Below are 23,327 nucleotides of genomic sequence, written 5' to 3'. Positions count from 1 at the left end.
AACAATTTAGACGATTGGTGTATAGCTCAAAGCAATACTACCTTCTCCAAGGTGGGTCCCAATGACACTACCAAAGGTTTCAATTGGAATTTCAGCAGTCACACCACTCTCTATCAAAAGCTGACGTAAATCCGCTGCCTTTTGAGGAGCGTTCCCATGAATGACTGTTATACGGTAGTCCCCATCTTTTGTCAACTCCTTGATGATTTCCACCAAACGTTTGATTGCTTTCTTTTCTGTACGAACTTTTTCGTAAACTTCAATCACCCCTTGGTCATTAAAGTAGAGGATAGGCTTGATACTGAGGAGGTTCCCTAAGATGGCTGCCCCATTTGACAAACGTCCTCCCTTAACCAAGTGGTCGAGGTCATCTACTATGATAAAGGCTGAATTATCAGCAATTTGAATCCCCAACTTCTCCTGAATCTGGGCAAAATCATCGCCTTGTTCTGCCCATTCAAAGGCACTCTCTACCATAAATCCTAGAGGGGAACTTGTGATATGGGTATCTGGAAAGGCAATGGTCAAGCCAGCATACTCATCCAACATGTATTGGATGTTCTGATAAAAGCCTGAAATTCCTGACGAAAGAAAGAGTCCCAAGACATGGGTATAGCCTTCATCTTTCAAGGAGCTTAGAATCTCATCCAATTTGGCAATACTTGGTTGACTGGTTTTAGGTAATTCTGAAGACTGAGCCATTTTTTGATAAAATTCCTCAGCAGTCAGATTGACACCTTCGACATACTCCTCTCCATCGATATTGACAGGAATATCCAAGATAAAAAGATTCTCTCTTTGAAGCGTCTTCTCCTCTAAATAGGCTGAAGAATCTGTAATGACAGCTAATTTCATGACTAAAACTCCAAATTGATCCCTGGAAGATCCAAGGCGATTTCTGTTACTTCATACGTCAAACGATTGAGCATGTTCAAACATGGACGTGCCAAGGTTTCGACTTCTTCTTGGTTAAATTCGCTTGGTTCGTTGACAATGCGACCTTCCACATGGTTAACTTGGGAAATCGTTCCGCTGATGACAAATTTGTCAAAGACAATCATGAAACTCAAGATAACAACAAGCGAAGTCACTTGGTTTTCTTGGTCATGTTGGAGCAACTGAAAGTTCACGTCTACCTTGGTTTCAGGAGCTCCATTTTCATTTTCCCATTCAAAGTTACGAGCATCAAAGTGATACTGGCTAACAAATTCTTGTTCTCGTTTAAGATTCATTTTTCTCTCCCATTGCTACAATTTACTATGCAATTGTACCACATTTTTATCATTTCATCTAGTTTTCTAGGCTTTAGTCAATTCCGATTTCATCTTTAACAACAGCAGCAATTGTATCTACGTAGTAGTTAACTTCTTCTGTTGTTGGGGCTTCTGCCATGACGCGCAAGAGGGGTTCTGTTCCACTTGGGCGGACAAGGATACGACCGTTCCCTGCCATTTCTTCTTCCATCTTTTCGATGATTGTCTTGATGGCTGGTACTTCCATGGCTTTTTCTTTCATGGCATTTTCCACTCGGATATTGACCAGTTTTTGTGGGTAAATCGTCACTTCTGATGCTAGTTGAGACAAGCTCTTACCTGTTTCTTTCATGATTTTAGTCAATTGGACAGCTGATAATTGACCATCACCAGTTGTGTTGTAATCCATCAAGATAACGTGACCAGACTGTTCACCACCAAGATTGTAGCCTGATTTTCTCATTTCTTCAACGACATAGCGGTCACCAACAGCAGTCACTGCCTTGTTAATACCAGCACTCTCCAAGGCCTTATGGAAGCCAAGGTTAGACATAACGGTTGTCACGATGGTGTTTTGAGCCAACTGGCCTTTTTCAGAAAGGTATTTTCCGATGATGTACATGATCTTATCACCATCGACGATGTCGCCATTTTCATCAACAGCAATCAAACGGTCACTGTCTCCGTCAAAGGCCAAACCAATGGCTGACTGGCTTTCTTTGACAACTTCTTGAAGAGCTTCTGGATGTGTAGAACCCACATTCAAGTTGATATTAAGACCATCTGGTTTCTCACCGATAACAGTTATTTGAGCCCCAAGGTCTGCAAAGATTTGACGAGCACTCGTAGACGCTGCACCGTTTGCTGTGTCCAAGGCCACTTTCATTCCTTCAAGAGGAGTTCCAGTTGAAACAAGGTAGCCTTCATACTTACGTAAACCTTCTGGATAGTCCACTAAGGTTCCCAAGCCTTCGGCACTTGGACGAGGAAGAGTATCTTCAGTAGCATCTAGCAAGGCTTCGATTTCTGCTTCTTTTTCGTCATCAAGTTTGAAGCCATCCCCACCAAAGAATTTAATTCCATTATCAAGGGCTGGGTTGTGACTCGCTGAAATCATGACACCTGCACTGGCTCCCTCGGTTTTGACTAAGTAAGCAACTGCTGGTGTTGCAAGGACACCGAGTTTGTAGACGTGAATCCCTACAGAGAGAAGACCTGCCACTAGGGCTGATTCTAACATTTCTCCTGAGATACGTGTATCACGTCCTACAAAGACTTTAGGGGCTTCTGTTTCGTGTTGGCTAAGAACATACCCACCAAAACGTCCCAGTTTAAAGGCCAATTCTGGTGTTAGTTCTACGTTTGCTTCTCCACGGACTCCATCTGTCCCAAAATATTTACCCATTTTATTTATCATCCTTTTCTATTATTTATTATTGTTTAGACGAATCTGATTTTGTTTCTGAACTCGTTGAAGACGAACTGCCTTCTGAGGAACTTGTTGACGAGTTACTTGAACTAGACGTTGCTGTTTTTGTTGTAATTTTCATAGTTGTGTCAAACGGCATAATGACGCTTGGTAAGACATTTCCATTTTTATCGACTGCTTGTAGAGGAACAGAGGACGAGTAGTTTCTAGTTATCCGTTCACTCGTTGGCAAGATGGCAATGACACGATCTACTCTAGAGAGAGTTTCCTCATCACTAATAACCGTTACTTTTTCATCTGATACAGTGACTGTATCAATTTTCACACGAGAATCAATCTGACTAGGGTCAATCTCCGGCACAACGATTACATTATCACGTTTTGCTTTTTTACCAACCTTGACTGTTATCTTTTGCGGTGTCGCAACAGCCGTCAAACCACTCGGTAAATTTTCAATAGTCAGGGGAACTTCGATGGTTCCTACACTGGCATTGGTTAAGTCAGCTTTGACCTTGAATTTCCGAGTGCTTTCCTGCATCTCACTCGCCAAAGCAACTCTGTTTGACCCAGTCAGAAAGACGGTCACTTCAGATGTAAAACCACTGATAAAGTACTGAGCACTGTCATACTGAATATCGATTGGGACATTAAGAACCGTATTGGTATAGGTTTCTGTCCGCACCTGTCTAGCACTATTGCTATTCTGATAGTTTGTTGAAGTCGCATAGATAAAGAGGATGCAGGCGAAAAAGAAGGAAGAAATAATATAAAGACTATTTTTTCTCATGTTTCAATCCTCCTAGCAAACGCTCTTTCAAACCTTGTTTTTCCTCTGATGCTGGAAGCAAGATTCTTCTTAACTCCGATTCAAACTCTTCCAAGGTCAAATCATGCTTAAAGACTCCATTATAGGTGATTGAGATTCCACCTGTTTCCTCAGAAACCACAAAGGTAAGAGCATCGGATACTTCCGACAAACCAATCGCTGCCCTGTGACGTGTCCCAAACTCCTTGGAAATTCCCGTATTTTCAGTCAGGGGTAGGTAGGCTGAAGTTACGGCAATCCGATCTTCTCTGACAATGACCGCTCCATCGTGTAAGGGAGTATTGGGGATAAAGATATTAATCAATAACTCAGAGGAAATTTTAGCATCTAGAGGAATCCCAGTTGAGATGTATTCCTGCAAGGTTCTCACTCGCTGAACTGCTACCAGAGCACCAATCTTACGAGGACTCATGTACTCGACTGATTTGACAAAGGCGCGAACCATTTGCTCTTCCGCACTAATAGGCGCATTGTAGAAGAAATCAGTAGCTCGACCCAATCGTTCCAAACCAGTCCGAATCTCTGGTGAAAAAATAACCACCGCTGCAATGACCCCGTAGGTGATGATCTGATTAATCAACCAGGAAATGGTCGTCAAACCAATCATATTGGACAGAATCTGACCTAAAATAAAGACCAAGACTCCCCGCACCAAAATCATGATTTTGGTCCCTGCAATCGCTTTGGTAAAATGATATAAAATATAAGTCACAATGAGAATATCAATCAGATTGATGACTATCGTCCAAGGACTTGAAAACAAACTCGTCCAGTATTGTAAATTGGATAATTGTTGAAAATTCATCCCTGGCCTCCTCCCTGTCGAAACACTTTCTGTACCATTATACCATTTTTTGCCCATTTTTTCCCTATCCTACCTCATTTTAAATTAAGCAAAAATATGATAAAATAAACTGATTAGAAAAAACGAAGGAGAAATCATGTCTCAACTCTATGATATTACCATTGTCGGTGGCGGTCCTGTCGGGCTCTTTGCTGCCTTTTACGCCCACCTACGCCAAGCCAAAGTCCAAATCATTGACTCCCTTCCCCAGCTCGGTGGTCAACCTGCCATCCTCTACCCTGAAAAGCAAATCCTTGATGTGCCAGGTTTTTCAAACCTAACTGGGGAAGAACTGACCAATCGCTTGATTGAACAGCTAAACGGCTTTGAAACACCTGTTCACCTCAACGAAACCGTTCTTGAAATTGAGAAGCAAGATCAAGGATTCACCATCACAACCAACAAGGGAAGCCATCTGACCAAAACAGTCATCATTGCTATGGGTGGAGGTGCCTTTAAACCACGTCCGCTCGAATTGGAGAACGTTGAGGACTATGAAAATATCCACCACCACGTTTCCAACATCCAACAATACGCTGGTAAGAAAGTGACCATCCTTGGTGGTGGGGACTCAGCAGTGGACTGGGCTCTGGCTTTTGAAAAGATTGCCCCAACCACTCTCGTTCACCGCAGAGATAATTTCCGCGCCTTGGAACATAGTGTGCAAGCCTTGCAAGAATCATCTGTGACCATCAAGACACCGTTCGTTCCTAGCCAACTTATCGGAGATGGAAAAACACTCGATAAACTAGAAATCACCAAAGTCAAATCAGATGAAACCGAAACTATCGAAGTAGACCACCTCTTTGTCAACTATGGTTTCAAATCATCTGTTGGCAATCTTAAAAATTGGGGTCTGGATCTCAACCGTCACAAGATTATCGTCAATAGCAAACAAGAATCCAGCCAAGCAGGTATCTATGCTATCGGCGACTGCTGCTACTATGAAGGTAAGATTGATTTGATTGCGACAGGACTGGGTGAAGCTCCAACAGCTGTTAACAATGCCATTAACTACATTGACCCTGACCAAAAAGTACAACCCAAACACTCGACCAGTTTATAATAAAAGAACCACGGATCAACGATTCGTGGTTTTATAGTTCATCTGCAATCTTGTTTATTTTTCTGAGTCTGTGGTTGACACCACTTTTGGTCAGGGGATTGCTCAGGCTATCTGCCAACTGCTGGATAGAGTAGTCTGGATGCTGAATCCTCAAACGAGCCACCTCCTGCAAATCTACGGGTAAATTTTCCAAACCCATTCTATCTTTGATTTTACTGATATTATTGATGGTCTTCATACTAGCAGAAACCGTTCGAGCGATATTGGCTGTTTCAGCGTTATTGGCTCGATTGAGATCATTACGGGTTTCACGCAAAATCTTGACGCGCTCAAAGTTATCACGCGCCTGCATAGCCCCAATTACGATCAAGAAATCCATGATGTCCTCTGCACGCTGGAGATAGGTAACTGCACCTTTCTTTCGCTCAATAACCTTGGCATCCAGTAAAAATTGCTGGAGGAGAGAGGCTAGTCCTTGGGCGTGGTCCAGATAAACGGAACTGATCTCCAACTGGTACTTGCCAGACTCAGGATCTCGGATGCTACCATTTGCCAGAAAGGCCCCACATAAGTAAGCACGACCAGCCTCTTCATCTGCTAAGATATCGGGATCAATACCCGTCTCCAAACCAAAGAAGGAATCCGCAAGTCGCAAATCAGCTAAAAGCTCCTGCACCCTCTCATCTGTATAGACCGTATAGACACGATTCTTGCGAAGATTGCTTCTCTGATGGTGACGAATTTCTGACTTGATCTCATAAAAATGGAGAAAGGACTCATAAAGGTGCCGAGCTAACTTAGCATTTTCAGTTACGACTGACAAGGTCAAGCCCGAACTAGATAGACCGATACTGCCAGACATCTTGATAATGGCAGACAATTCATAACGACTGAGATGGTGTTGACCAAGAATTTCCTCTTTTACTGCAACTGTAAAACTCATTTTCTCACCTGTATAATGCGCATCAATTCGTCTACAATCAAATCGCCATCATGGAAGGCTCCTCCATTTTCCAAACGAAGAAAGTTGGATGAAATCACACGAGGAACCTGTTTGCAAAGACCAGCAAAATCATGCTCTACCTGAACCAAATATTCATCAAAACGGTTGGTATCCATGTATTCTCTAGGAACCTTCTCGATATTAACTAAGACCGTATCGATAAAAGGCCGACCTAAGTGTCGATGGAGGACTTCCACGTGGTCACTGTCTGAAAAGTACTCTGTTTCCCCACGCTGGGTCATGATATTGCAGACATAGGCGATCTCTGCCTTAGTCTCCAAGAGAGCCTGCCCAATCTCCTCAATGACAATATTGGGCAAAATCGATGTAAAGAGGGAACCAGGCCCCAAGATGATCATATCACTCTCGAGGATAGTATTGACCACTCGACGGCTGGCTTGGGGTGTTTCATCATCCAAGGTATTGGTCACATAGACATGGTCGATCATACCTGGATGATCTGCAATGTGGCTCTCACCTGCCACCTCAGAACCGTCTTTAAAGACTGCATGCAGTGTCAGAGGCTGATCGCTTGATGGGTAGATTTTTCCTGTTGTGTGGAAAAAGAGACTTAGCAGCTGCATGGCATTATAAGTGGACCCTTGCATTTCAGATAGGCCAGCAATGATAATATTTCCTAGCGGATGACCCGCAAAAGCTCCAGCCTCTTCTGAGAAGCGGTACTGAAAAACTTTCTCATAAAATTTAGGCATATCCGACATGGCTACCAGAACATTGCGAAGATCACCTGGTGGTGTCAGCTGTTGGATATTCTTTCTTAGTTCACCAGAAGATCCACCATCATCAGCTACCGTTACGATGGCTGCGATATCAACATCCTTTTCTCGCAAGCTTTTCAAAATGACGGGGATACCAGTTCCTCCACCAATTACCGTTATCTTTGGTTTTCTCATGAACGGTTTACCGTTTCCTTTCTTCTGTCTTTGTCACGATGGCTTTCATTGACAGGCCAGTTTTTAGCAAGGTCCTCAGCTATGCGCTTGGCAAAGGCCACACTACGGTGTTGTCCACCTGTACATCCTACTGCAATGGTTAAAACAGACTTGCCTTCTTTTTTGTAACTTGGCAAAATGGGTTCAATCAAGGCGAGTAAGTGCTGATAGAAACTTTCAGACTCTTCATGATTCATCACATAGTCATAAACTGCTTGATCCTCACCTGTCTGATTACGGAGTTCAGGGAGGTAGTATGGGTTTGGTAAGAAACGGACATCAAAGACCAAGTCTGCATCGATAGGAATACCATACTTGAATCCAAAAGACATGACTTCGATACGGAAAGACTGGGCTTGTTCTTGGTCTGAAAATTGCTCTGCAATGGTTTTACGCAGTTCACGAGGAGTGAGTTCTGTTGTATCCACCACATTTTGACTCATGTTTTTCAAAGGTGCTAGGAGTTCACGTTCCAGCTTGATGCCATCTAAAATCCGACCATCAGCAGCTAGAGGGTGACTTCGTCTAGTTTCCTTATAGCGTGCCACCAATTCCTTATCTGCTGCGTCTAAAAAGAGGATTTTGAAGTCCAAATCGTCTTGGTTTTCCAATTCATCCAAAACTGCCTGAATCTCTGAAAAGAAGGAACGGCTCCGCATATCGACTACCAAGGCCAGTTTGTGGTCATCATCCTTGGTCTCTACCAACTGCAAAAACTTTGGCAAGAGGGCTGGCGGCATATTGTCAATAGTGAAATACCCCAAATCCTCGAAGGACTGAATGGCTACTGTTTTCCCTGCACCACTCATCCCTGTCACAATTACTAGGTGAAGTTGTTTCTTTGTCATCTATCTCTCCTTATATCAAAAAAAGTTTGGCAGAGCCAAACTTCAACTAGCTTATCCAATCTCTGCGATCACTTCAATTTCGACTTTTACATCACGAGGAAGACGTGCAACCTCTACAGCTGAACGAGCTGGAAATTCCTCTTTAAAGGCAGTCTGGTAAACCTCATTAAAAGGAACAAAGTCGTTCATATCGCTCAAGAAGCAAGTTGTTTTGACAACATGGTCAAAGTCTGTTCCCGCTTCAGCCAAAATAGCACCGATATTTTTCAAGACTTGTTCTGTCTGTTCTTGGATCGTTTCTCCTACAATTTCTCCAGTTTCAGGTAAAAGAGGAACTTGACCGCTAGCAAACAAAAGATTGCCAACGATTTTCCCTTGAACATAAGGTCCGATAGCTTTTGGAGCTTTGTCTGTATGAATTGTTTTTGCCATTTCTTTCCCTCACAATTTTTCTAATATTGCATCCCAAGCCTGATTCATCCCTGCCTTGCTGACAGATGAAAAGAGGATGAAGTCGTCACTTGGGTCAAAGTTTAATTTCTTTTTGATTGCTGATTCGTGCTTGTTCCATTTACCACGAGGAATCTTGTCCGCCTTGGTCGCAACAATGATAACCGGAATCTCATAATACTTGAGAAATTCGTACATCTGCACATCATCTGCTGACGGGTCGTGGCGGAGATCCACCAGACTGACAACCGCACGGAGATTTTCACGACTTGTCAGGTACTCCTCAATCATGCGCCCCCACTTTTCACGCTCCTTTTTGGAAACGCGGGCATAACCATAACCTGGTACATCCACAAAACGCATCTTGTCATCAATGTTGAAGAAGTTGAGTAACTGGGTCTTCCCAGGTTTCCCCGATGTACGAGCCAGATTTTTGCGGTTCAACATGGTGTTGATAAAGCTAGATTTGCCAACATTTGAACGCCCTGCTAGAGCAATCTCTGGCAGGTCATCCTGCGGATAGTGGGACTTGTTGGCTGCACTGAGCAAGATTTCAGCATTGTGTGTATTGATTTCCATAGTCACCTCTAGGCTGTTTCTAGGATTGGTTTTTCCGTTCCATCGACAGCTTCTTTTGTGATGCGGACCAATTTCACATTTTCCTGACTCGGTACTTCAAACATAACATCTAGCATGGTTTCTTCGATGATGGAGCGAAGACCACGCGCCCCTGTCTTGCGTTCGATGGCTTTATTGGCGATTTCCTGAAGGGCTTCGTCGTCAAATTCCAACTCAACATCATCATAAGAAAGCAAGGTTTGGTATTGTTTCACCAAGGCATTTCTTGGCTCCTTCAAGATGCGAACTAAGTCATCGACCGTTAATTGCTCAAGAGCTGCAAAGACAGGCAAGCGTCCAATCAACTCAGGGATAATCCCAAATTTTTGAATATCTTCTGCGATGATTTCTTGCATGTAGGAGCTGTTTTCGTCAATCGCCTTGTTATTTTGGCCAAAACCGATGACTTTTTCTCCCAGACGTTGTTTAACTATTTCTTCGATGCCATCAAAGGCACCACCCACGATGAAGAGGATATTTTTGGTATCTACTTGAATCATCTCTTGTTGTGGATGTTTGCGTCCACCTTGAGGCGGTACGCTAGCAACGGTTCCCTCGATAATCTTGAGGAGAGCTTGTTGCACTCCTTCACCCGAAACATCACGTGTGATAGACACATTCTCGCTCTTCTTGGCAATCTTGTCAATTTCATCCACGTAAATAATCCCACGCTCTGCACGTTCGATGTTAAAGTCAGCAGCCTGCAGGAGTTTGAGGAGGATATTTTCCACATCCTCACCCACATACCCAGCCTCAGTCAGAGCTGTCGCATCTGCAATAGCAAAAGGCACGTTCAAGCTCTTAGCCAAAGTCTGAGCCAAGAAAGTTTTCCCTGAACCAGTTGGACCAATCATCAGGATATTTGACTTCTGCAAATCCACATCTTCTGACTCTTCACGCGTATCGTGGAAATTAATGCGTTTATAGTGATTGTATACAGCCACTGCCAAGGCACGTTTGGCACGATCTTGACCAATCACATAGTGGTTTAAGATATTGAGGAGTTCGATTGGTTTTGGTACTTCAGACAAGTCTGCCAAAACTTCCTCGGCCAACTCCTCCCGAATGATTTCCTGGGCCAATTCCACACATTCATTACAGATAAAGGCGTTGTTCCCAGCGATTATTTTCTTTACTTCTTCTTGGCTCTTGCCACAAAATGAGCAATAAACCATCATATCATTTTTCCTATTTGTAGGCATGATTTCCTTCCATTCTATATTTTCATTCTATCTAAAATAAGGTCATATAAAAAGCATGGACACTGTTTACCAGATTGGTAAAAGCATTCAACCAGAGTAAGGCAGACAGTCCATAGCGCTTCTTACGAAAAGCCTGTGCTCCAGTCAAAATACAGATCACACACAAAAAAGCTGTAAAAAATCCAAATATACTGCGCTCCATTAGACTTCCTTTCTATCTCGGTATTCGATAGTAAAATCATAGTCGTTTTTCTCATCACTGGTGTAAGATTTACTTGCTACTGTCTCAAAATGAGATAAGTCAAATTCCTCAGGAAAATAGGTATCTCCCTCCACCTGAGCATGAATCTGTGTCACGATGATTTCATCTAAATAGGGCTCAAAAGCCTGAAAAATCTGTTTTCCGCCAATGATATAGAGATTTTTTTCCTGACTCTGATACCACGCTAAAACAGACTCCACATCTTGAAATACGAGCGCCCCATCTATGACTTCTTCGCTATTGCGCGTTAAAATCAGGGTTTGCCGTTTTGGAAGCAGACGACGTCCCATGCCATCAAAGGTCACTCGCCCCATCAGTATAGCATGATTTAAAGTTGTTTCCTTAAAATGTTGCAACTCTGCTGGCAAATGCCAAGGGAGACGATTTTCCTTCCCAATCACACCTTTTTCATCTTGGGCCCAAATGGCTATGATTTTCTTTGTCATGCTTCCGTCCTTTTTATTGATACTACTATTTTATCAAAATTCTCCCAAAAAGACTGTTTTGAAACGCGCGCAAAAGAGAGAAAAGGAGCAGGCTTCATTTAGCCTGCTCCTCTCGTCCCTAGGACAAATATTTTTTTGCTTCTGATTCGATTTTTTCGACCACTTCTTGGATACTTAGTCCAGTTGTGTCAAGGTAAACTGCATCCTCAGCCTGTTTGAGAGGTGAGGTTTCACGATGACTATCCTTGTAGTCACGCGCCGCAATCTCTTCTTTCAACGTTTCAAGGTCTGTTTCAATCCCTTTAACAATATTTTCCTTGTAACGACGCTCTGCTCTTTCTTCAACAGAAGCCACTAAGAAAATCTTGAGTTCAGCTTGTGGTAAAACAACTGTCCCGATATCACGCCCATCCATGACGATACCACCTTGCTGAGCAATCTCTTGCTGGAGCGAAACCAGTTTCTCACGCACTTCAGGAATGGCAGCAATGCTTGAAACCTTGTTGGTCACTTCATTTTCACGAATCGGATGCGTAATATCAACATCCCCTACAAAAACAAGTTGCTCACCAGTTTCTGAACGACCAAAACTAATGGGGTGTTGGTTAAGAAGCTCGAGAAGTTGATCTACATTTCCTGCATCCAACTGGTGTTTGAGCGCTATATAAGTCGCAGCACGGTACATAGCACCTGTATCCAGATAAGTGTAACCAAAATCCTTAGCGACAATCTTTGCGACCGTACTCTTACCACTCGAAGCCGGACCATCGATAGCAATTTGAATTGTCTTCATGACCGACTCCTATCTTGTCTTAATCACATCACCTGGGTTGGCAAACCAAGATCCAGATGACATATGAGAAGGATTTAGAGCCTCTAGCTGGGCAATGGAAATCCCTGCACGTTGAGCAAGAGCTGCTTCTCCCTCTCCCGGCTGTACTGTAAGTGTTCCTTCACCCTCTGTATGTTCTTCCGAACTGCTCTCTGAAGGTGTTGATTCAGAAGAAGATGTTTCCTCTACCTTGCTACTTGAAGATGATGATGCTTCCACTTTAGAACTTGAACTTGTAGAAGGAGACGATGCATCATAGAAGTCCTTCAAAGATGAAGTACGATTGCTTCCTCCGGTTGATAGGTAAATCAATACAACTACCATCGCTACAACAATTACAAAGAAGAGGCTAGCTAGAACTGTCAAGACACGATTGGCAACAACGCCTTTCCCTTTTTGTTTCCGGTGTCGACGCTCTGATCTTGTTTCTTCCTCATTGTTTTCGTAAATATCTTCTTGCCACGGTTCTTTTTCCATACCTTACTCCTTGTTTTTTTTACATTTTCTTATTACAATATAAATATGAAAGTCACACTTATACCCGAACGGTGCATCGCCTGCGGGCTTTGCCAAACTTATTCTGAACTCTTTGATTACCATGATAATGGAATCGTTCGATTTTACGATGATCCAGTCGAATTGCAAAGAGAAATCGCTGAGACCAGCGATGTTCTGGAGGCCATCAAAAATTGTCCTACACGAGCACTCCTAAAAGATCCATCGTAGGAAGCAGGAAATAAATATAATTGATTTTTTCTCATTTTTCCCACACTTACTAGTTTAGCATATTTCTAGGTAAAATTATAGTCTTTTTTGGTTATTTTTTTCCTTCAACAAGAGAAAGGTCACTTTTTTCTTTGACGAGATAGAGTGGTCTTTTTTTGGTTTCTAGATAAATCTTACTAATATACTTACCGAGAATACCAATCGTCAGAAGTTGAATCCCTCCAAGAAAGAGGATGACAGCCATCAAAGACGTCCAACCAGATGTCGGATTTCCCAATATAAGAGTCCGAAACACTACAAAAAATGTCATCACAAAAGAAAGAAAACAAGATAGGAGTCCCGCTACAAAGGCTATACTCAAGGGAAAATCTGAAAAGTTAAGAATCCCTTCAATCGAGTAGAAAAAGAGTTGTCTAAAACTCCAACTGGTCTTGCCAGCCTGTCGTTCAACGTTTGGATAATCAAGATAGTGCGTTTTAAAACCCACCCAGGCAAAGAGTCCTTTAGAAAAACGATTGGACTCAGTCAGGGTTAAAATAGCATCTACCACAGACCTTCTCATCATGCGAAAATCACGGACACCTGAGGGTAGAGCCACTGGGCTAATTTTTTGCATGAGGCGGTAAAAGAGGTCGGCACAGAAACTGCGGAAAAATGGTTCTCCCTCCCGACTAGTTCTCCGTGTCCCAACACAGTCTAAGTCTGCATTCTGGTCTAGTAAGGCCTTCATTTCGAGCAACATACTTGGAGGATCCTGGAGGTCTGCATCCATCACGACCACCAAGTCTCCAGTTGCATGCTGCAAGCCTGCGTATAAGGCTGCCTCTTTCCCAAAATTTCGTGAGAATGAGACATAACGGACCGCAGGATTTTGCTCCCGATAGGCCTTCAAAAGCTCTAAGGTCCCATCGCTTGAGCCATCGTCTACAAAGACATATTCGACTTCTGCTCCCAAGTCAGGAAGCAGAGCTTCCACAGACTGATAAAAAAGAGGAAGTACTTCCTCTTCGTTTAGACAAGGGACAATGATTGAAATCATCATCTTAGTCTTCAAATCCATTTGGATGCTTGCTTTGCCAACGCCATGCGTCTTCACACATTTGAGTAATGTCGAGTTCTGCTTCCCATCCGAGTTCTGCTTTGGCTTTTGCTGGGTCTGAGTAGCAGGCAGCGATATCACCTGGGCGGCGTTCTACGATGCGGTAAGGAATAGGACGCCCCACTGCTTTTTCCATATTTTGGATAATTTCAAGAACTGAGTAACCTTTACCAGTTCCAAGGTTATAAATGTTAAGACCTGAACCTTTTTGGAGTTTTTTCAAAGCTGCAACGTGACCTTTAGCTAAATCGACAACATGGATATAGTCACGAACCCCAGTTCCATCTTCTGTATCGTAATCATCTCCAAATACTTGCACTTGCTCTAGTTTGCCCACTGCTACTTGTGCAACATAAGGTAAGAGATTGTTTGGAATTCCATTTGGATTTTCTCCTAGGTCTCCACTTTCATGCGCTCCGATTGGGTTAAAGTAACGAAGTAATACCACGTTCCATTCTGAGTCTGCCTTGTAGATATCGGTCAAAATTTCCTCTAGCATGAGCTTGGTACGACCGTACGGGTTGGTCACTGAAAGCGGAAAATCTTCTAAGATTGGAACTGTATGAGGGTCTCCGTAAACTGTCGCAGAAGAACTGAAGATGATGTTCTTACAGTTATTTTCTTCCATGGCTTTTAGAAGGCTGACAGTTCCAGCGATATTGTTGTCATAGTAGGCAAGAGGGATGCGTGTTGATTCGCCAACAGCCTTCAAACCAGCAAAGTGAATGACACCAGTCGGCTCTTCCTGCTTGAAAATATCTCTGAGGGTATCTGTGTCACGGATATCTGCCTCATAAAAAGGAATCTTGACTCCTGTAATTCTTTCAACAACTTCTAAACTTTTACGATTGCTATTGACAAGATTATCCACCACAACCACTTGATGACCTGCTTGGATCAACTCAATAACAGTGTGGGTTCCGATAAATCCAGCACCACCAGTTACCAAAATCTTTTCTTGCATCTTTTTTCCTCGATTCTCGGATTATTTTTTCTTATTTTATCATTTTTGATAGGGAATGTCATTTGACATCCTAAACTACCTGCTAAAATTTCAGTAAAATACTTATTCGCTTTTTACTCGTTTGACATAGTTTGCAATTGGATAGTTTACTGGGTCCAAGGTCAACTCCTTGTCTTGGACCAGCTGGGCTAGATGGTAACCGATAATCGGACCAGTTGTGAGGCCTGATGAACCTAGTCCACTAGCCGCATAGACACCTGCCAATCCTGGTACCTGCCCAAAGAAAGGGGAGAAATCACTGGTATAGGCACGAATTCCCACACGCTCACCCGATGATTTCGCTTCTGCCAAGGCTGGATAGTGAGGCAAGGCCGCCTCCTCCATTTGTTGGAGCAAGGTTTCATCTACCGTCAAATCAAATCCCATATCATTTTCATGAGTAGCGCCCAAGGACAATTTCCCACCTGTAAAAGGGATCAAATCCCACTCCCCCTCTGGCATGACAACAGGGTAAGATTCCATGTCTTGGATAAGTTGATAATCTCGGAGTTGCCCTTTCTGAGGACGAACATCCACATCATAACCCAAGGGTTCTAATATGTACCCCAGCCAAGCTCCCGTCGCCAAAATAACCTGATCAAACACCTCTTCATCAATCTGGTAACCTGATGCTAAAGGTGTCAGACTCACTTTTTCTTTGACCAGCTTGACTTGACTGGCTTCTAGCAGACGAGTCACTAAGAGTTGGCCATCTACTCTCGCCCCACCAGAAGCATAGAGCAGGTGGTCGAATCCCTGCAAGCCAGGGAATAATTCATTCGCAGACGTTTGGTCTAAAATGGCTAACTGACCTATCAAGGGAGATTCTTCTCTGCGCTGGAGAGCTAGTTCATAGAGTTCTTCCAACTTGGATTCATCCTTTTTCAAGAGAAAAACTCCCGAACGCTGGTAAAAGTCTATTTCCTGACCTGACTTTTCTAAATCGTCCAATAAATCCACATAAAAGTCAGCCCCCAAGCGCGCCATCTTATACCAGGCTTTATTGCGACGTTTGGAAAACCAAGGACTGATAATTCCCGCTGCTGCCTTGGTTGCCTGACCTTGGCCATGGTCAAAAACAGTCACCTCTAAATCTGCTTCTTTGGAGAGGTAGTAGGCAGCTGTCGCCCCCACAATCCCTGCTCCGATAATGGCAACTTTTTTCATTGTCTTCACTTTCTAACTAGATATGGTGGAAAGGATTGGTCGATGCTTGGCTAGGTATGATATCAATGGTCCAATCCTTTTCTGCCTTCCATTGATTAAGGAGGTCAGCAATTTTTTCGACAAAAAGAATTTCGATATAGTGGCCCGGGTCCAGCGCCAACAAGCCATCAGACAGCATATCCTGAGCTGTGTGGTAATAGATATCGCCAGTGATATAGACATCTGCTCCCTTAGCTAAAGCATCCTTATAGAAAGATTGACCACTACCGCCACAGATAGCCACTATTGAAATGGGCTTCTGCAAATCACTCTCTTGATAATGAACCATTCGAAGACTATCTAGATCAAAGACTTGCTTGACATGCTGGGCCAATTCCCCAAAGGTCTGAGGCTGAATATTTCCAATACGACCAATCCCACGTTCTGGGCCTGTTTCCTGGAGATAAGTCGTCTCCTCAATGCCTAGCATCTGGCAGAACCAGTCATTTAACCCGTTATCAACGATGTCAATATTGGTATGGCTGACATAAACTGCAATGTCATGCTTGATCAGGTCGATGTAAATCTGATTTTGCGGACGACTGGCTACCAAGTCCTTGATGGGACGAAAGATAGGCGCGTGCTTAACGATAATCAAATCCACACCCTTTTCAATGGCCTCTGCCACCGTCTCTTCTCGAATATCGAGGGCAACCATGACCCTTTGGATATCCTTGTCCAAAGTACCGATTTGCAGGCCACGACTGTCTCCCTCCATTGAAAATTCCTGAGGACAAAAGGCTTCATATGCGTTAATTACTTCACTTGCTAGCATGGAGTACCTCCTTGATGGCTTGAATTTTATCTACTAAAACTTGTCGTTCCTCCAGATTTTTTTCCGGGATTTGTTCGAGAGCGAACTCTAGCTTAACAGCTTCTTTTTGCCATTTTTGGACAAATACTGGACTGACCTCTTTGGACAAGAAAGGTCCAAAGCGAACATCACTGGCTGATAGCTTCATTTGTCCTGATTCCACCACCAAAATCTCGTAGAATTTGCCTGCTTCTTCTAGGATGCTTTCTGCCACAATCTGAAAATCGTTATCTTGCAACCAAATACGCAAGTCGTCTTCACGATTATTGGGTTGGAGGATTAAACGCTCTACATTAGCTAGCTTTTCCAAACCTTCTTGCAATATGGTAGCAATCAAACGGCCACCCATACCAGCAATGGTGATAACCGATACTTGTTCAGCCTCTTCAAAGGCTGCCAAGCCATTGGCTAAACGAACCTGAATTTTCTCCTTTAGACCGTGATTCTCAACATTTTTCACCGCTGACTGGTAGGGGCCTTCCACCACCTCACCTGCAATGGCGCTTTTGATTTGGTCTCTCTCAACTAACTCGATGGGCAGATAAGCATGGTCACTTCCCACATCTAGTAAAATAGCTCCCTGTGGTACAAAGGACGCCACCAATTCTAATCTCTTTGAAATCATCTTCTCTCACTTTCCAAAACTCTATTACCTTTTATTATACCATACTTCAGCTAGCAATCTTGCACCTAAAAAGACCGCAATCCACAGATTGCAGCCTTTCTTTATTTTCTAGCTTGATAACGACTGGTTAAGATAAATATCACAGTAAAGACAGCCATCATGACAAGGTAAACAGGGAATGTTTGTCCTGTAAGTGTCGAAATTTCAAGCAACTTTTGAATCATTGGGAAGAGAGCTGTGGCTAGGAAGCCTCCTACAGACCAGACAATCAAGAGAACACGCCAGAGGGTAAATGGCATACAGGCTCTAAATACAGATAAGAAACCGATAGACCCAAGAAGATAATAGAGGAGGGTTGATATTTCTAACTCAGACCAACCTTGACTTGCTCCAAATATTTTCACAAAAAGAACGCTGAAGACGACCATGAGGGCGCTTGGTAGGGCGCGAAGCATGGATCTTCTGAGGAAGTTTGGCTCAACAGGTTTGATATTTCGCTCAAAGGTCAGAACGAATGGCGGGAAACCTTCCACGAATTGGTCGATCATGGTAATCTGGATTGGAATGAAAGGGAAAATCAAAATCCACTCAGACCGTCCTAGTAAAACGCTGGCAATACAGATGACTGCAAGCAAGAAGGAATAGATGGTCTTAATCAAGAAAATCGGTGCGATATGGGCGATGTTATTGACCACGCGACGACCTTCAAAGAGAATCTCAGGAACATCATTAAAGTCTGAGTTCAAGAGAACTAGATTGGCAATCTGACGAGTCGCCGGATCCCCTTCAGCCATTACGATCGAACAATCCGCCTCACGAAGAGCCAGGATATCATTGACTCCGTCCCCTGTCATAGCCGTTGTATGCCCTGCTTTTTTCAGCGTTTGAATGATGAGTTTCTTTTGATGAGGGGAAACACGTCCGAAAATAGCTGTCTCTTCAGCCATGGCCATCAATTCCTCATCCGTGATTTTTGAGCAATCTACATAGCTGTGATAGTCTGCAAAGCCAGCCTTCTGGGCAATGCTGGAAACTGTAACGGGATTGTCACCAGAGATAATCTTGAGTCCCACTTCCTGGGAACGAAGATAGTCTAGTGTCTCAGCTGCTCCTTCTCGAATCGGATCCAAGATTTCCAGCAGGGCCAGGGCTTGAATGTCAGACGGTTTCTGTGGTTTGTGATGATCTAGTTTTTCCTGACTGAGGGCCAAGACCAAAACACGCGAGCCTCTCTCCAAGGCCTCTCTAGCTTCTGGGACTTCAGAGTCCAACAACATCTCAGGCGCACCTAAGAAAACTGTCCCTAGCCCTTCTAACTCCATAGCTCCCCACTTGCGGTCGCTAGAGAAGGGAAGATTGGAAAGCATAGGGTAGGCAACCTTTCCTTGGAAACGCTGGCGAATGGCTTGAGCTGTAGGATTTTTATCCTCACTATGAGCGATATAGCTAGTCAGAATGCTGGCAATCGCATGCTCACCATACTCTTCGGTCAAAGGAAGAACAGCCTCCACCTGCATCTTTCCTTGGGTGATGGTTCCCGTCTTGTCCAAACAGAGCATATCCACGCGCGCCAAGGTCTCAACAGAGTACATCTCCTGAACCAAAACCTTTTTCAAGCCTAGCTTAATCACTGCAGTCAAGAGCGAAGTGATGGTCAAAAGGGCGATTCCCTTAGGCAACATACCCAAAAGTGCTGTCGACGAATTTACAACGGATGACTTGAGGTGCAAGCCTTTTAAAAGCAAGGCTTCTAGCAAGAGGGCCAGACCAAAGGGAATGATAATCTTCCCAGTAAAACCAGCTAGCTTGTCTAGCGATTTCATGATACGAGAGTTGATGGGTTTAACGGTCTTGGCTTCCAGCATGAGTTTGGAAGCATAGTTTTCTGCCCCGACATGGTGAACTTGAGCCAAAACTGCGCCACTGGCTAGGAAACTCCCTGATAAAAGCAAGGCATCCACTTCTTTTTGCACCAAATCACTCTCACCCGTCAACATAGCTTCATTGACTTCTGCGAATCCTTCCAAAACCAAGGCATCACTAGGAATCTGCTCTCCAGCAGACAAACGAATGACATCTCCTAGAACCAATTCTTCAGGATTGAGAGCGACTTCTTGACCATCACGGATGGTTTTGACCTTTTCCTTGGTCATGAGATTGAGCTTGTCCACCATGTGTTTGGCTCGCAGCTCGGTCACAATCCCAGAAAAAGCGTTAAAGCAAATAACGGCAAAGAAGACCAGATTGCTCCAAGCCTGCACAAAGGCAAGCGCTAGGGCAATAACAAAGTTTAATGCGTTAAAAAGTGTAAAAACATTTCGTTTGATGATTTGCCAAGTACTGGTACTGGCTGATGCGGTAAAGTCATTGACCAAACCTTGAGCCTGTCTTTCCTTGACTTCTCTTTGGGTTAATCCCATTATCATATTTTTATCCATAAACTCTATCATATCATTTTTTTTAGCAGAATTCTAATCTCATCCAAAAACTGTCCACTGAAAACTGAAAAAGTTTGCCAGTAGTCTTTCGATAAGGTATAATAATAAAAGCAATACAATCGAAGGAGTTCTCATGTTTTATACTTATTTGCGTGGACTAGTCATGCTGATCTTGTGGTCCATCAATGGCAATGCCCACTATCACAATACTGATAAAATCCCTAGCCGAGACGAAAACTATATCCTCGTCGCTCCTCATCGTACCTGGTGGGATCCTGTTTACATGGCCTTTGCAACCAAGCCAAAACAGTTCATCTTTATGGCCAAAAAAGAGCTATTTAACAACCGTATCTTTGGCTGGTGGATCCGTATGTGTGGCGCCTTTCCTATCGACCGGGAAAAACCTAACGCCTCTGCCATCAAGTACCCTATCAACGTCCTCAAAAAAAGCGACCGCTCTCTCATCATGTTCCCAAGTGGGAGCCGTCACTCAAATGATGTCAAGGGTGGAGTTGCCTTGATTGCCAAAATGGCCAAGGTCCGTATCATGCCTGTCACCTACACCGGTCCCATGACCTTGAAGGGATTGGTCAGCCGTGAACGTGTGGATATGAACTTTGGGAATCCTATCGATATCTCAGACATCAAGAAAATGAATGATGAAGGGATTGAAATGGTTGCAGACCGTATCCAAGCAGAATTCCAACGTTTGGACGAAGAAACCAAGCAGTGGCACAATGATAAAAAACCAAATCCACTCTGGTGGTTTGTCCGCATCCCTGCCCTCTTCCTTGCTGTGATTGTTGGTATCCTAACGATTATCTTTACCTTCATCGCAAGCTTTATCTGGAATCCAGATAAGAAGAGAGAGTCTCTTGGTTAAGAAATACAATTATCCCTTGGTAAAAACCAAGGGATATTTCTTTTATTCGATTTTCCATTTTTGGGCCAACCAGTTGGAAAAGGCTAGGAATCGTTCAGCCACTTGCTCATGATGCCCATAGGGATCAAAGACAAACTGACTAGTCGGATAGTGTTTCTGAAGACTGGTATGAATCTGCTCAGCATAGACTGGTGCTTGAGCCAAGCGATTGGTATGATGGGCTCCTTCTGTTTGACCATTCTGTAAATACAGCAAACAATCTAGATTTCTCACATTTTCATCCTTGCAATAAGTCGTAAAATCAGGATACCAAAAGGAACCGCAGATAGAGAAGATACAAGAGACCTTATCAAAACGGAAAAGACTGTAAACGGCCGCCAAACCACCTAGTGAGTGACCTCCATAAGCAAGGCGATTTTTGTCCAGGCGATAAAGCGCCTGCAACTTATCTAAAAGACCTCCAAATAAATGACTATGATAGGCATTTGCCTGACCGCCAAAATCTGGAGCTCCCTCTCTCAGAGCAGCTGCCTTCCAGGGAGTGTAATCGTCTAGGCGATTTTTAGAGGTCAAGCCCACTAAAATCACAGATTCTGAAAGGGAGGATAGGAAATCCAAGTTTCCATCATTCAAGAGAATCGCTGGATAGGTTTGATTGGGATCATAGGTCGAAGGAAGGCTGACCTTGACTTGGATCCCTTCCCAATCAAACTCATTATTTATTGATAAAGTCATTGATTTTCTCAAGGGAATCAATCACTGCTGGACCATAGTCCATCAACTCATCGTAAGAAATGGTCATGATTTTTTGATTCTTAATAGCAGGAACGTTTTCCAAAACTTCATTTGCTTTCATCAACTCTACTGCGTTGGCATCCAATTTTTTATTGCGGTCGCTGGTTACATAGATAATCAACTCAGGATCCATTGACACGAGATTTTCCAAGGTCAAGCCTGATGTTCCCGTTGCAACGTTTGTATAACCAAGTTGATTCAACAAGCTTTCTTGCAAAGCAGACTTGTATGCACCAAAGGTTTCATCATTATAAGCAACCATAATCAAAGCCTTTTTCTTTTCACCTTGGCTTGCTGGGTTTGCTTTCTTAACAGCATCAATTTTAGCTTGTAATTGAGTTGCGTATTCATTGGCCTTGTCCTGAACATTGAAAATCATTCCAAGATTTTTGACATCTTCTACAATATTTCCCAAATCTTGCTGAATTGTTGAGAGAGAAGCTTTTTGCGTATAGACTGGGATTTTGTTTTCATTCCAAGTGCTAACTGTCCCCAAGGATTTTTCAGAAAACATCATGTTTCGACCCATCACAGCATCTGGTTCATAAGAAAGCACTGTCTCTTGAGAGACTGTTTTTTTATCGCCAATTTGAGGAATCGTCGCAATCGCGTCCTTGTATTTGTCCGTCACAGCATTGTCAGGGTTGAGCATGCCAGCAATTTTATCCTTCAAGCCTAACTCCAACAAGATTTCAGTGGTTGAAAGATTGTTGGTGATAACTTTTTCAGGTGCCTTGTCAAAGACTTGTTCGACTTCATTCCCCTTAGCATCATAGGTCTTGACCGTGAATGGATAAGTCGTCTCTGTGCTGGCCTTTTGACTTGTTTCTGTGCTAGACTGTGTGGTAGCTTTTTCTGTAGTAGTGTTACCACAAGCTGCCATAGTTAGGGTAGCTACTGTTACGAGTAAAATGCTTAGTGTTTTTTTCATCTTGTTTTCCTTTTCATTATTATAAATAGTGAATCATGGCTTGCTGATCCTCAGTCCAAGTCACCTGACTTTGAACTCCGTATACAGTTTGCAATGACTCAGGGGTGATGGTCTCCTTTGGAATACCTTGGTAAAGGATTTCCCCCTCCTTCATCAGATAGAGATAATCCGAATAGCGACAAGCAAGTTGAATGTCATGTAGGACAGCTAGAACATTGACCTTGAGATTCTTCACAATGGCCAACAAGTCTAACTGGTACTTGATATCCAGGTGATTGGTTGGCTCGTCCAGGAGCAAGAGAGTCGGTTCTTGCGCCAAGGCGCGTGCTAATAAGACTCGCTGTTTCTCCCCACCTGAAAGAGACGAATAGAGACGAGTTTTCTTCTCAAGCATATCCACCTTAACGAGAGCATCTTGAACGAGGGCATAATCCCTTTCCTTTTCCTTCTGTAGAAAAGAGAGGTGGGGAGTTCTTCCCAGTAAGACGATTTCCTCAACTGTACAATCAAACTGCAATTGATTAAACTGGGTGACAACTGCCATTTGCTTGGCTGTTTCTTTGAGTGACCAATGCTCCAGTGGCTTTCCATCTAAGCTTATCAAGCCTTTGTCCGCCCTTTCCTGACGATAGAGAAGTTTAAGCAGGCTGGTTTTTCCACTTCCATTTGGTCCTAGTATCGTGTGAAATTGATGCCCCTCAACCTTAAGAGAAACTCCTTTGAGGACTTTTTTCTCTCCTAGTCCAAAATGGATATCCTGACAAATCAAGTCCAT

The 23,327-nt window shown here is 43.3% G+C and carries 26 protein-coding genes and 1 pseudogene; 3 read left to right on the top strand and 24 right to left on the bottom strand.

The window, feature by feature from the left end:
- Positions 1–6: 6 nt before the first annotated feature.
- The 5 genes from O3655_RS07595 to cdaA form a co-directional block, all read right to left on the bottom strand.
- Positions 7–855 carry a DegV family protein gene (locus O3655_RS07595; RefSeq protein ID WP_308697172.1) on the bottom strand — a complete coding sequence of 283 codons (849 nt, stop codon included), beginning with the start codon at positions 853–855 and terminating at the stop codon, positions 7–9.
- A gap of 2 nt (positions 856–857) precedes the next feature.
- A complete protein-coding gene (locus O3655_RS07590) occupies positions 858–1,232 on the bottom strand; it encodes a DUF1149 family protein (RefSeq protein ID WP_001050092.1) in 375 nt (124 codons plus the stop codon).
- A gap of 73 nt (positions 1,233–1,305) precedes the next feature.
- Positions 1,306–2,658 carry a phosphoglucosamine mutase gene (glmM, locus tag O3655_RS07585; RefSeq protein WP_308697171.1) on the bottom strand — a complete coding sequence of 451 codons (1,353 nt, stop codon included), beginning with the start codon at positions 2,656–2,658 and terminating at the stop codon, positions 1,306–1,308.
- A gap of 28 nt (positions 2,659–2,686) precedes the next feature.
- Complete coding sequence (locus O3655_RS07580) at positions 2,687–3,469, bottom strand: YbbR-like domain-containing protein (protein ID WP_371641280.1); 783 nt, start codon at positions 3,467–3,469, stop codon at positions 2,687–2,689.
- Positions 3,456–4,313: a diadenylate cyclase CdaA gene (gene cdaA / locus O3655_RS07575; protein WP_001011082.1), complete on the bottom strand. Its 858-nt coding sequence runs from the start codon at positions 4,311–4,313 to the stop codon at positions 3,456–3,458. Before cdaA ends, O3655_RS07580 begins: the two co-directional genes overlap by 14 nt.
- A gap of 136 nt (positions 4,314–4,449) precedes the next feature.
- On the opposite strand from cdaA, the gene O3655_RS07570 reads away from it, so the two are divergent.
- Positions 4,450–5,418, top strand: a complete 969-nt coding sequence (locus O3655_RS07570) for an NAD(P)/FAD-dependent oxidoreductase (protein WP_000081039.1) — start codon at positions 4,450–4,452, stop codon at positions 5,416–5,418.
- Positions 5,419–5,449: 31 nt separating this feature from the next.
- Here O3655_RS07570 and whiA read toward each other — a convergent pair whose 3' ends face one another.
- The 10 genes from whiA to O3655_RS07520 all read right to left on the bottom strand — a co-directional run bounded on the left by whiA (position 5,450) and on the right by O3655_RS07520 (position 12,509).
- Positions 5,450–6,361, bottom strand: coding sequence for a DNA-binding protein WhiA (gene whiA / locus O3655_RS07565; protein WP_268721474.1), 912 nt, complete (start codon positions 6,359–6,361; stop codon positions 5,450–5,452).
- On the bottom strand, positions 6,358–7,335 hold the full coding sequence (locus O3655_RS07560; RefSeq protein ID WP_371641279.1) for a YvcK family protein: 978 nt from the start codon (positions 7,333–7,335) through the stop codon (positions 6,358–6,360). Before O3655_RS07560 ends, whiA begins: the two co-directional genes overlap by 4 nt.
- Positions 7,332–8,222 (bottom strand): RNase adapter RapZ, encoded by an 891-nt coding sequence (rapZ, locus tag O3655_RS07555; RefSeq protein WP_000163039.1) that lies wholly within the window; start codon positions 8,220–8,222, stop codon positions 7,332–7,334. Before rapZ ends, O3655_RS07560 begins: the two co-directional genes overlap by 4 nt.
- A 51-nt stretch (positions 8,223–8,273) precedes the next feature.
- The gene (locus O3655_RS07550) at positions 8,274–8,654 is read right to left on the bottom strand and encodes a RidA family protein (RefSeq protein WP_042902708.1); all 381 of its coding nucleotides are present in this window, start codon (positions 8,652–8,654) and stop codon (positions 8,274–8,276) included.
- Positions 8,655–8,663: 9 nt separating this feature from the next.
- Positions 8,664–9,251, bottom strand: coding sequence for a ribosome biogenesis GTP-binding protein YihA/YsxC (gene yihA / locus O3655_RS07545; protein WP_042902707.1), 588 nt, complete (start codon positions 9,249–9,251; stop codon positions 8,664–8,666).
- A gap of 8 nt (positions 9,252–9,259) precedes the next feature.
- Positions 9,260–10,492, bottom strand: coding sequence for an ATP-dependent Clp protease ATP-binding subunit ClpX (clpX, locus tag O3655_RS07540; protein WP_002874765.1), 1,233 nt, complete (start codon positions 10,490–10,492; stop codon positions 9,260–9,262).
- 31 nt (positions 10,493–10,523) lie between these two features.
- Entirely contained in the window at positions 10,524–10,694 is a 171-nt protein-coding gene (locus tag O3655_RS07535; protein ID WP_000442252.1) for a hypothetical protein, read from the bottom strand.
- A complete protein-coding gene (locus O3655_RS07530) occupies positions 10,694–11,200 on the bottom strand; it encodes a dihydrofolate reductase (protein ID WP_215804865.1) in 507 nt (168 codons plus the stop codon). The genes O3655_RS07535 and O3655_RS07530 overlap by 1 nt, the downstream gene beginning before the upstream one ends.
- 118 nt (positions 11,201–11,318) lie before the next feature.
- Positions 11,319–11,993, bottom strand: coding sequence for a (d)CMP kinase (gene cmk, locus O3655_RS07525; RefSeq protein WP_076984713.1), 675 nt, complete (start codon positions 11,991–11,993; stop codon positions 11,319–11,321).
- Positions 11,994–12,002: 9 nt separating this feature from the next.
- On the bottom strand, positions 12,003–12,509 hold the full coding sequence (locus tag O3655_RS07520) for an SAG1386/EF1546 family surface-associated protein (RefSeq protein WP_076984714.1): 507 nt from the start codon (positions 12,507–12,509) through the stop codon (positions 12,003–12,005).
- A 45-nt stretch (positions 12,510–12,554) separates the two neighbouring features.
- Here O3655_RS07520 and O3655_RS07515 point away from each other — a divergent pair, with 45 nt between their 5' ends.
- Positions 12,555–12,758: a ferredoxin gene (locus O3655_RS07515; RefSeq protein WP_002874767.1), complete on the top strand. Its 204-nt coding sequence runs from the start codon at positions 12,555–12,557 to the stop codon at positions 12,756–12,758.
- Positions 12,759–12,833: 75 nt separating this feature from the next.
- Here the strand turns inward: O3655_RS07515 and O3655_RS07510 are convergent.
- The 6 genes and pseudogenes from O3655_RS07510 to O3655_RS07485 all read right to left on the bottom strand — a co-directional run bounded on the left by O3655_RS07510 (position 12,834) and on the right by O3655_RS07485 (position 19,943).
- Positions 12,834–13,800: pseudogene (locus O3655_RS07510) on the bottom strand (glycosyltransferase family 2 protein).
- Position 13,801: 1 nt separating this feature from the next.
- Positions 13,802–14,821: a UDP-glucose 4-epimerase GalE gene (gene galE / locus O3655_RS07505; RefSeq protein ID WP_308697166.1), complete on the bottom strand. Its 1,020-nt coding sequence runs from the start codon at positions 14,819–14,821 to the stop codon at positions 13,802–13,804.
- 102 nt (positions 14,822–14,923) lie between these two features.
- The gene (locus tag O3655_RS07500; protein ID WP_308697165.1) at positions 14,924–16,027 is read right to left on the bottom strand and encodes an FAD-dependent oxidoreductase; all 1,104 of its coding nucleotides are present in this window, start codon (positions 16,025–16,027) and stop codon (positions 14,924–14,926) included.
- A 16-nt stretch (positions 16,028–16,043) separates the two neighbouring features.
- Positions 16,044–16,841 (bottom strand): Nif3-like dinuclear metal center hexameric protein, encoded by a 798-nt coding sequence (locus O3655_RS07495; RefSeq protein WP_308697164.1) that lies wholly within the window; start codon positions 16,839–16,841, stop codon positions 16,044–16,046.
- Positions 16,828–17,505 carry a tRNA (adenine(22)-N(1))-methyltransferase TrmK gene (locus O3655_RS07490; RefSeq protein WP_308697163.1) on the bottom strand — a complete coding sequence of 226 codons (678 nt, stop codon included), beginning with the start codon at positions 17,503–17,505 and terminating at the stop codon, positions 16,828–16,830. Before O3655_RS07490 ends, O3655_RS07495 begins: the two co-directional genes overlap by 14 nt.
- Before the next feature lie 101 nt (positions 17,506–17,606).
- A complete protein-coding gene (locus O3655_RS07485) occupies positions 17,607–19,943 on the bottom strand; it encodes a cation-translocating P-type ATPase (protein WP_049479548.1) in 2,337 nt (778 codons plus the stop codon).
- A gap of 133 nt (positions 19,944–20,076) precedes the next feature.
- Between O3655_RS07485 and O3655_RS07480 the strand changes: the two genes are divergently transcribed.
- A complete protein-coding gene (locus tag O3655_RS07480) occupies positions 20,077–20,826 on the top strand; it encodes a 1-acyl-sn-glycerol-3-phosphate acyltransferase (protein WP_049479540.1) in 750 nt (249 codons plus the stop codon).
- A gap of 42 nt (positions 20,827–20,868) precedes the next feature.
- Here the strand turns inward: O3655_RS07480 and O3655_RS07475 are convergent, their stop codons facing one another.
- From O3655_RS07475 to O3655_RS07465, 3 genes are read right to left on the bottom strand one after another with little or no spacing between them, the layout of a single operon-like run.
- Positions 20,869–21,561 (bottom strand): alpha/beta hydrolase-fold protein, encoded by a 693-nt coding sequence (locus O3655_RS07475; RefSeq protein WP_042768622.1) that lies wholly within the window; start codon positions 21,559–21,561, stop codon positions 20,869–20,871.
- Positions 21,542–22,552: an ABC transporter substrate-binding protein gene (locus O3655_RS07470; RefSeq protein WP_084944953.1), complete on the bottom strand. Its 1,011-nt coding sequence runs from the start codon at positions 22,550–22,552 to the stop codon at positions 21,542–21,544. The genes O3655_RS07475 and O3655_RS07470 overlap by 20 nt, the downstream gene beginning before the upstream one ends.
- A gap of 19 nt (positions 22,553–22,571) precedes the next feature.
- Positions 22,572–23,327, bottom strand: coding sequence for an ABC transporter ATP-binding protein (locus O3655_RS07465; RefSeq protein WP_308697162.1), 756 nt, complete (start codon positions 23,325–23,327; stop codon positions 22,572–22,574).

The sequence above is a fragment of the Streptococcus sp. 27098_8_70 genome (genome assembly GCF_041432215.1).
Lineage (GTDB): Bacteria > Bacillota > Bacilli > Lactobacillales > Streptococcaceae > Streptococcus > Streptococcus oralis_CP.
Note: the sequence above shows the minus strand (reverse complement) of the source record. Positions and strands in the feature narration are given on the sequence as shown.

Excerpts from the sequence above, each read along its gene's own strand:
- O3655_RS07595 (WP_308697172.1), bottom strand. The coding sequence starts at position 855 with ATGAAATTAGCTGTCATTACAGATTCTTCAGCCTATTTAGAGGAGAAG.
- O3655_RS07590 (WP_001050092.1), bottom strand. The coding sequence starts at position 1,232 with ATGAATCTTAAACGAGAACAAGAATTTGTTAGCCAGTATCACTTTGAT.
- glmM (WP_308697171.1), bottom strand. The coding sequence starts at position 2,658 with ATGGGTAAATATTTTGGGACAGATGGAGTCCGTGGAGAAGCAAACGTA.
- O3655_RS07580 (WP_371641280.1), bottom strand. The coding sequence starts at position 3,469 with ATGAGAAAAAATAGTCTTTATATTATTTCTTCCTTCTTTTTCGCCTGC.
- cdaA (WP_001011082.1), bottom strand. The coding sequence starts at position 4,313 with ATGAATTTTCAACAATTATCCAATTTACAATACTGGACGAGTTTGTTT.
- O3655_RS07570 (WP_000081039.1), top strand. The coding sequence starts at position 4,450 with ATGTCTCAACTCTATGATATTACCATTGTCGGTGGCGGTCCTGTCGGG.
- whiA (WP_268721474.1), bottom strand. The coding sequence starts at position 6,361 with ATGAGTTTTACAGTTGCAGTAAAAGAGGAAATTCTTGGTCAACACCAT.
- O3655_RS07560 (WP_371641279.1), bottom strand. The coding sequence starts at position 7,335 with ATGAGAAAACCAAAGATAACGGTAATTGGTGGAGGAACTGGTATCCCC.
- rapZ (WP_000163039.1), bottom strand. The coding sequence starts at position 8,222 with ATGACAAAGAAACAACTTCACCTAGTAATTGTGACAGGGATGAGTGGT.
- O3655_RS07550 (WP_042902708.1), bottom strand. The coding sequence starts at position 8,654 with ATGGCAAAAACAATTCATACAGACAAAGCTCCAAAAGCTATCGGACCT.
- yihA (WP_042902707.1), bottom strand. The coding sequence starts at position 9,251 with ATGGAAATCAATACACACAATGCTGAAATCTTGCTCAGTGCAGCCAAC.
- clpX (WP_002874765.1), bottom strand. The coding sequence starts at position 10,492 with ATGCCTACAAATAGGAAAAATGATATGATGGTTTATTGCTCATTTTGT.
- O3655_RS07535 (WP_000442252.1), bottom strand. The coding sequence starts at position 10,694 with ATGGAGCGCAGTATATTTGGATTTTTTACAGCTTTTTTGTGTGTGATC.
- O3655_RS07530 (WP_215804865.1), bottom strand. The coding sequence starts at position 11,200 with ATGACAAAGAAAATCATAGCCATTTGGGCCCAAGATGAAAAAGGTGTG.
- cmk (WP_076984713.1), bottom strand. The coding sequence starts at position 11,993 with ATGAAGACAATTCAAATTGCTATCGATGGTCCGGCTTCGAGTGGTAAG.
- O3655_RS07520 (WP_076984714.1), bottom strand. The coding sequence starts at position 12,509 with ATGGAAAAAGAACCGTGGCAAGAAGATATTTACGAAAACAATGAGGAA.
- O3655_RS07515 (WP_002874767.1), top strand. The coding sequence starts at position 12,555 with ATGAAAGTCACACTTATACCCGAACGGTGCATCGCCTGCGGGCTTTGC.
- galE (WP_308697166.1), bottom strand. The coding sequence starts at position 14,821 with ATGCAAGAAAAGATTTTGGTAACTGGTGGTGCTGGATTTATCGGAACC.
- O3655_RS07500 (WP_308697165.1), bottom strand. The coding sequence starts at position 16,027 with ATGAAAAAAGTTGCCATTATCGGAGCAGGGATTGTGGGGGCGACAGCT.
- O3655_RS07495 (WP_308697164.1), bottom strand. The coding sequence starts at position 16,841 with ATGCTAGCAAGTGAAGTAATTAACGCATATGAAGCCTTTTGTCCTCAG.
- O3655_RS07490 (WP_308697163.1), bottom strand. The coding sequence starts at position 17,505 with ATGATTTCAAAGAGATTAGAATTGGTGGCGTCCTTTGTACCACAGGGA.
- O3655_RS07485 (WP_049479548.1), bottom strand. The coding sequence starts at position 19,943 with ATGGATAAAAATATGATAATGGGATTAACCCAAAGAGAAGTCAAGGAA.
- O3655_RS07480 (WP_049479540.1), top strand. The coding sequence starts at position 20,077 with ATGTTTTATACTTATTTGCGTGGACTAGTCATGCTGATCTTGTGGTCC.
- O3655_RS07475 (WP_042768622.1), bottom strand. The coding sequence starts at position 21,561 with ATGACTTTATCAATAAATAATGAGTTTGATTGGGAAGGGATCCAAGTC.
- O3655_RS07470 (WP_084944953.1), bottom strand. The coding sequence starts at position 22,552 with ATGAAAAAAACACTAAGCATTTTACTCGTAACAGTAGCTACCCTAACT.
- O3655_RS07465 (WP_308697162.1), bottom strand. The coding sequence starts at position 23,327 with ATGGACTTGATTTGTCAGGATATCCATTTTGGACTAGGAGAGAAAAAA.